The organism is Actinomyces oris (assembly GCF_001937665.1).
In the GTDB taxonomy this organism is placed as follows: Bacteria; Actinomycetota; Actinomycetes; order Actinomycetales; family Actinomycetaceae; genus Actinomyces; species Actinomyces stomatis.
This window is the reverse complement of the sequence record NZ_MSKL01000008.1, coordinates 172352-178536: the sequence shown is the minus strand read 5'-3', so window position 1 is coordinate 178536 and position 6185 is coordinate 172352. Positions and strand designations below refer to the sequence as shown.

Below are 6185 nucleotides of genomic sequence, written 5' to 3'. Positions count from 1 at the left end.
GAGTGGGCGTCGGCGTGGGCTTCGGGACCTCCGTGTAGGTGTTGGTCACCGTGACAAGGGTGGCGCTGGCAGCGCCCTCCTTGATCGCGAAGGCTCCGTTGTCGATCTTGGTGTCGACCGTGTAGCCCTCGCGCTCAGCGCCGCCGTCAGCCTGCTTCTCCTTCTCGGTGACCTCGCACTTGGTACCCACCGGTACGGACGGGCCGTCGACGGGCGTGCCGTCGCCCTTCACCTCAAGGGTCCCTTCGGAGCCGTTCTCACACGTGTAGGCGATCTGGAAAGTCTCCTTGGAGAAGGCCTCCTTGTTGCTTCCCTCGACCTTCTTCACGACGGAGAAGGAACCGGTCTTCTGAATGACCTCGTTGTACAGGCCCACAGCCTGCACGGAGGAATCGACCGAGAACGTCACGGTCTCCGGCGTCTCAGTGCCGTTGACGGAGAAGGTCTTGCCTCCCCAGCCAAGGGCCCCGGGAAGGGCCGCTGCGGACGTGTCCTCCGTCAGCGTGATCTTGGTTCCCTTGGGGAACTCGCGCAGGGTGTCCCCGGCCTGCTGCTGGCCCGCAGCCACCTCAACGGTGTAGGGGTTCGACGTCGGCTTGTTGGCCCAGTTTGGGTATTCGGCCTCGGTCGTGCCGTTGGGGAGCTCGTAGGCGACGTTCACGCGGATCTTGGTGTCCGCAGGGACGTCGTTCTGGTGAGCGCCGGTGACGTACTTCTTGACCCCGAAGGATCCGAAGCCCTGCGTCAGCTGCACGTCGTAGGAGATCGGGTCCTTGTAGGCCATCTGTGCGGACACCGTGGTGTTCTTACCGCCGTTCAGGGTGGCGCTGTTGGTGTAGACCTTGCCCGGGACGATCTTGCCGCCCTCGGCCAGGGACTGGTAGACGATCTCGTAGTTCGCGTTCTTGGCGAAGTTGCCGTCCGTACGGGACAGGGTGATGGACGCAGTGGTCCCGTCGGCGCCGATGGTCGGCTTCAGGGTGAACTTCCCGTGGTCGGTGTTCATGGCTGTGCCATCGGCCTTGGCGACGTCGAAGTAGCCGTCGGCGCCACCGCCGAACTCCTCGGGGTTGACCCGCACGTACCAGGAGCCGAGATCCGAGTTGAGCTTCTGCCCGCCCCCGGAGACGTCGTTGAAGGTGACGGTGTTGACGTTACCCGCCTCCGCTCCCAGGTGGTTGGCGATGGTCGTACCACTGAACTGGATGTGCCAGGTCAGGCTGCTGGACTCGCGCTTGAGGGAGTTGGCGTACTTGCCAAGGTCCTTCTCAACCCATGCGATAGGGAGAATCCGCTCGTTGTTGGGGTGGAAGACCTCGACCTCGGTGCCGTTGGCGTCGAAGGTGGTCTTGTTGTCCTGGGTCACCTTCTGGGCCACGATCATCTGGTTGCCCGAGCCCTTGAGCTCGGTGGCGGCGCTGATCGCGGCGTTGAAGGTGCAGGTGAGGGTCTCGGTGGTCGTGACGCAGTCACCCACCTTGGTGCCGTTCCCGAGAACAAGATCGTCGTGTCGACCGATCTCGCGGTACCGGTACTCCGCCGGAAGGCCGATGCTGAAGGACTCGTCCGGCTGCGGATTGGCGGTAGAGGCGTCCCAGGCGAACTTCATGCGAACCGGGTCCTCGAGATGCGCAGTCTTGTTCGGAAACTCAGTTCCATCCTTGTCTGCGAGGATGAGAGGACTGAAGGAGACCTTCACTCCGGTATTCTGGTTCGCGCTCGCATGAGGTGCTAATAGCGCGACAAAGCTACCCAGTGCGACCAGCAGTACGCCGGCGAGCAGAGTCGCCACGTACTTGCGATGCACAGAGAGGTGCTGTAGGTGCATTCGTTATCTCCATCTTCATGGGTTGACATTCCTGTGTTGTGGGGAAATACAGGAATCCGTCGAGATACTATGGGGTGAACCTTAATGGCGGACGCGCAAATTACGTTTTGTAACCATTGTGTTGCCGTATTGGTATATTCGTTGATCGGATGATTGTGCGCGCGTACCGGGCGTCGCCGTGTCCAGGAGGTCGAGCAGGCCTGAGCGCGGTCCGGTCGCCGGGGAGATATCTCCATGGACTGCGGCACGGTTCTGCGTTCATCGTGACGCCATGAGTTCCATGGTGGTGAGTCGTCGTGCGCTTGCGGGGCTGGTCGCGCTCGGTGGTGCCGGCGTGGTGCTCCGACGGGATGGTGGTGGCGCCTGTCCCCGGCCGGTGCGGGATCCGGGGGTTGAGACCAGGATTCGCAATGATGGTGATGACGTGGACGGTCGTCTGTGGGAGACGGTGGCGGCGAGCTGGCGGACGGACATGAGGCTGCGGTTCACCGGTTCCTTGAGCGGGGACTACCTCGACTACGACGGTCCTGAGGGGCTCGGTTCATCCCGCCAGGATTTTGCGGAGATGCCCAAGCTGGTGCATGAGGATGACAACTGTGTGGTGGTTCAGGCGGGGGCGGGGGTGTGCGCGCTTGAGCGTGCCGATGGGCGGGTGCGTTGGTCGGTGGCGTTGGAGGCTCCTCAGGGGGTGGTGGCCGGGGGCGTGTCGTGTGGATTGGTGTGGACTAATGCGGGTGCCGTGGATCTGGGGACCGGTGAGGTCAGGAGAGTGCCCGAGGCGGTGTCCCGGGCGGTCAACCTGGTGGCCGGTGAGGGCGTCGTCGTGACCGTCGTGCCCGGCTACGGTGGCAGAAGTGAGCTCGTCTGCCTGGAGTCCCGTGGCTGCTCGGAGAGGTGGTGCACCGGCATCGACGACCCGGGTACGGCGTCACTGATGCTCGACTACGAGGACAACGAGGTTTCCATCGGGCTGTCGGACCGCTACGACCTGGACAGCGGCGAGTACAACCTGGTGCTGGTGGGCGTCCGACGCATCGGGCCCCGGGAAGGGGTCTTCGTCGTCGTCGACACCGAGGCCGGCAGGAGGATGCGGGTAGTGGTCGACGACGACGGGACGGCGGTCGCGGTCCGTGCGTTCGCGCCGCAGGAGGGAATGAAAGACGCGGGCTACCGGGAGGAGCATACCTCCGGCGAGGAGCTGTGGTCGGTGCCGTTGGAGGCCCGCCCGGGCGCGGTCGTGGCCGTCGACTCCGCCCTGGGAGAGCTGGGGTCCTCCTTCTGGGTCATGGACCTGGACGATTCCGGTGCGCTGCACCTGGCGCACTGGAGGCCTGGCCCTGCGTGAGCGCGGAGCCCCTGCCGACGATAGGTGCCGGTGACCGCACGTTAATCGGCTCCGCCCCCGCGGCGGGCCCGGCAGCGCGATCGGTACCCTGCCGGGGATCCTTCAGGCTCTGTGGCATGTTGACGCGGGATGACGGAGCGTCGTCTAGCGTGTGTCGCGGCCTGATCGGGCAGGCTGGCTCCCGCACCCCGCGGGCGCTTGGCGGCCCGTCCCCTTGTGCAGAACAGGAACGACGTTGACAAGCCTCGACACCTTCCACTCCCGCTCCATCCTCGACGTGGACGGCCGCGGTTACGAGATCTACCGCCTCGACGCCGTCCCCGGCATAGAGCGTCTGCCCTACAGCCTCAAGGTGCTTGCCGAGAACCTGCTGCGCACTGAGGACGGCGCCAACATCACCGCTGACCACGTGCGCGCCCTGGCCGCCTGGGACCCGGCCGCTGAGCCCGACACGGAGATCCAGTTCACCCCGGCCCGCGTCGTCATGCAGGACTTCACGGGTGTGCCCTGCATCGTCGACCTGGCCACCATGCGTGAGGCGGTCGCCGACCTCGGCGGCGACCCCGAGGTCATCAACCCCCTCAACCCCGCTGAGATGGTCATCGACCACTCCGTGCAGATCGACTCCTTCGGCCTGCCCGGCTCCCTGGAGCGCAACAAGGAGCGTGAGTACGAGCGCAACGCCGAGCGCTACCAGTTCCTGCGCTGGGGGCAGGGGGCACTGTCCAACTTCCGCGTCGTCCCGCCGGGCACCGGCATCGTTCACCAGGTCAACATCGAGTACCTGGCCCGCATCGTCTTCACCCACGAGGCCGACGGCGTCACCCAGGCCTACCCCGATACCTGCGTGGGCACCGACTCCCACACCACCATGGTCAACGGCCTGGGCGTCCTGGGCTGGGGTGTGGGCGGCATCGAGGCCGAGGCCGCCATGCTGGGCCAGCCCGTCTCCATGCTCATCCCCAAGGTCGTGGGCTTCAAGCTCTCCGGCGCCATCCCCGCCGGTGCCACTGCCACCGACGTGGTCCTGACCATCACCGAGATGCTGCGCGCTCACGGGGTGGTGGGAAAGTTTGTCGAGTTCTACGGAGAGGGCGTCGCCGAGGTGCCGCTGGCCAACCGCGCCACCATCGGCAACATGAGCCCCGAGTTCGGCTCCACCGCCGCGATCTTCCCGATCGATGAGGTGACCCTGGACTACCTGCGCCTGACCGGCCGCTCCGAGGAGCGCGTGCGCCTCGTGGAGGCCTACACCAAGGCCCAGGGCATGTGGCACGACCCGGCCCGCGAGCCCGTCTACTCCGAGTACCTCGAGCTGGACCTGTCCACCGTGGTGCCCTCGATCGCCGGCCCCAAGCGCCCCCAGGACCGCATCGTCCTGTCACAGGCCAAGGAGTCCTTCCAGGAGGTCCTGCCCACCTACGCCTCCCAGCCATCCAAGCCGACGCCGGTGACCTTGGCCGACGGTACTGCCACCGAGCTCGACCACGGGCACGTCGCCATCGCCTCGATCACCTCGTGCACCAACACCTCCAACCCGTCGGTGATGATGGCCGCCGGCCTGCTGGCCCGCAACGCCGTGGCCCGGGGCCTGCGCTCCAAGCCCTGGGTGAAGACCTCCACCGCCCCGGGAAGCCAGGTCGTCACCGACTACTACGAGAAGGCCGGACTGTGGCCCGCCCTCAACGAGTTGGGATTCAACGTCGTCGGCTACGGCTGCGCCACCTGCATCGGCAACTCCGGGCCGCTGCCGGCCGAGGTCTCCCAGGCGGTCAACGACGCCGACCTCGCCGTGGTCTCGGTGCTCTCGGGTAACCGCAACTTCGAGGGACGCATCAACCCCGACGTCAAGATGAACTACCTGGCCTCCCCGCCCCTGGTCATCGCCTACGCCCTGGCCGGGACCATGGACATCGACTTCGCCACCGAGCCGCTGGGCCAGGACTCTGAGGGCCGCGACGTCTTCCTGTCCGACATCTGGCCCGACCCTACCGAGGTCCAGGCCGTCATCGACGCCACCATCGACCGCGAGATGTACACGCGCGACTACGCCGACGTCTTCGCCGGTGACGAGCGCTGGCAGGGCCTGGACACCCCCGAGGGGGACACCTTCGCCTGGGACGAGGAGTCCACCTACGTGCGCAAGGCCCCCTTCTTCGAGGGACTGACCATGGAGCTCACCCCGGCCACCGACATCGAGGACGCCCGGGTGCTCGCCCTGCTGGGCGACTCGGTGACCACCGACCACATCTCCCCGGCCGGCGCCATCAAGGCCGACTCCCCGGCCGGCCGCTACCTGGCCGAGCACGGCGTGGCCCGCGCGGACTTCAACTCCTACGGATCGCGCCGCGGCAACCACGAGGTCATGATCCGCGGCACCTTCGCCAACATCCGCCTGCGCAACCGGTTGCTCGACGGCGTCGAGGGCGGCTACACCCGTAACTTCCTCACCGGCGAGCAGGAGTCGATCTTCGACGCCTCCCAGGCCTACCAGGCCGCCGGAATCCCGCTGGTGGTCCTGGGCGGCAAGGAGTACGGCTCGGGATCCTCACGCGACTGGGCCGCCAAGGGCACGGCGCTGCTGGGTGTCAAGGCCGTCATCGCCGAGTCCTTCGAGCGCATCCACCGCTCCAACCTCATCGGCATGGGCGTGGTGCCCCTCCAGTTCCCTGCTGGCCAGAGCGCCGAATCGCTCGGTCTGGACGGTACCGAAATCTTCTCCGTCACGGGCCTGACGGCGCTCAACGAGGGCACCACCCCGCGCACCGTCGCGGTCAAGGCGCAGAGGGCCGACGGCTCGGAGACCTCCTTCGACGCCGTCGTGCGCATCGACACCCCCGGCGAGGCCGACTACTTCCGCCACGGCGGCATCCTGCAGTACGTGCTGCGCCAGCTCGCGAGTTCTTGAGAGCTGGTGCGCTGATGGCGCGGGGCGATCGCGGATCGGCGATCGCCCCGCGCTTCAGTTGATGGGCACTGTGGGGAGAGTTCTCTCGTTGGTCTGCAAGCAGG

General features: G+C 66.5%; 3 protein-coding genes. 2 read left to right on the top strand and 1 reads right to left on the bottom strand.

The window, feature by feature from the left end:
* Positions 1-1609 (bottom strand): DUF5979 domain-containing protein (locus tag BKH28_RS04300; RefSeq protein ID WP_256695474.1); only part of this gene is annotated, 1609 nt, incomplete at its 3' end.
* Between the two features lie 643 nt (positions 1610-2252).
* Between BKH28_RS04300 and BKH28_RS04295 the strand changes: the two genes are divergently transcribed.
* Together BKH28_RS04295 and acnA are read left to right on the top strand one after the other, a co-directional pair.
* Complete coding sequence (locus BKH28_RS04295) at positions 2253-3173, top strand: hypothetical protein (RefSeq protein WP_256695473.1); 921 nt, start codon at positions 2253-2255, stop codon at positions 3171-3173.
* A gap of 235 nt (positions 3174-3408) precedes the next feature.
* The gene (gene acnA / locus BKH28_RS04290; protein ID WP_075417630.1) at positions 3409-6081 is read left to right on the top strand and encodes an aconitate hydratase AcnA; all 2673 of its coding nucleotides are present in this window, start codon (positions 3409-3411) and stop codon (positions 6079-6081) included.
* Positions 6082-6185: the final 104 nt, after the last annotated feature.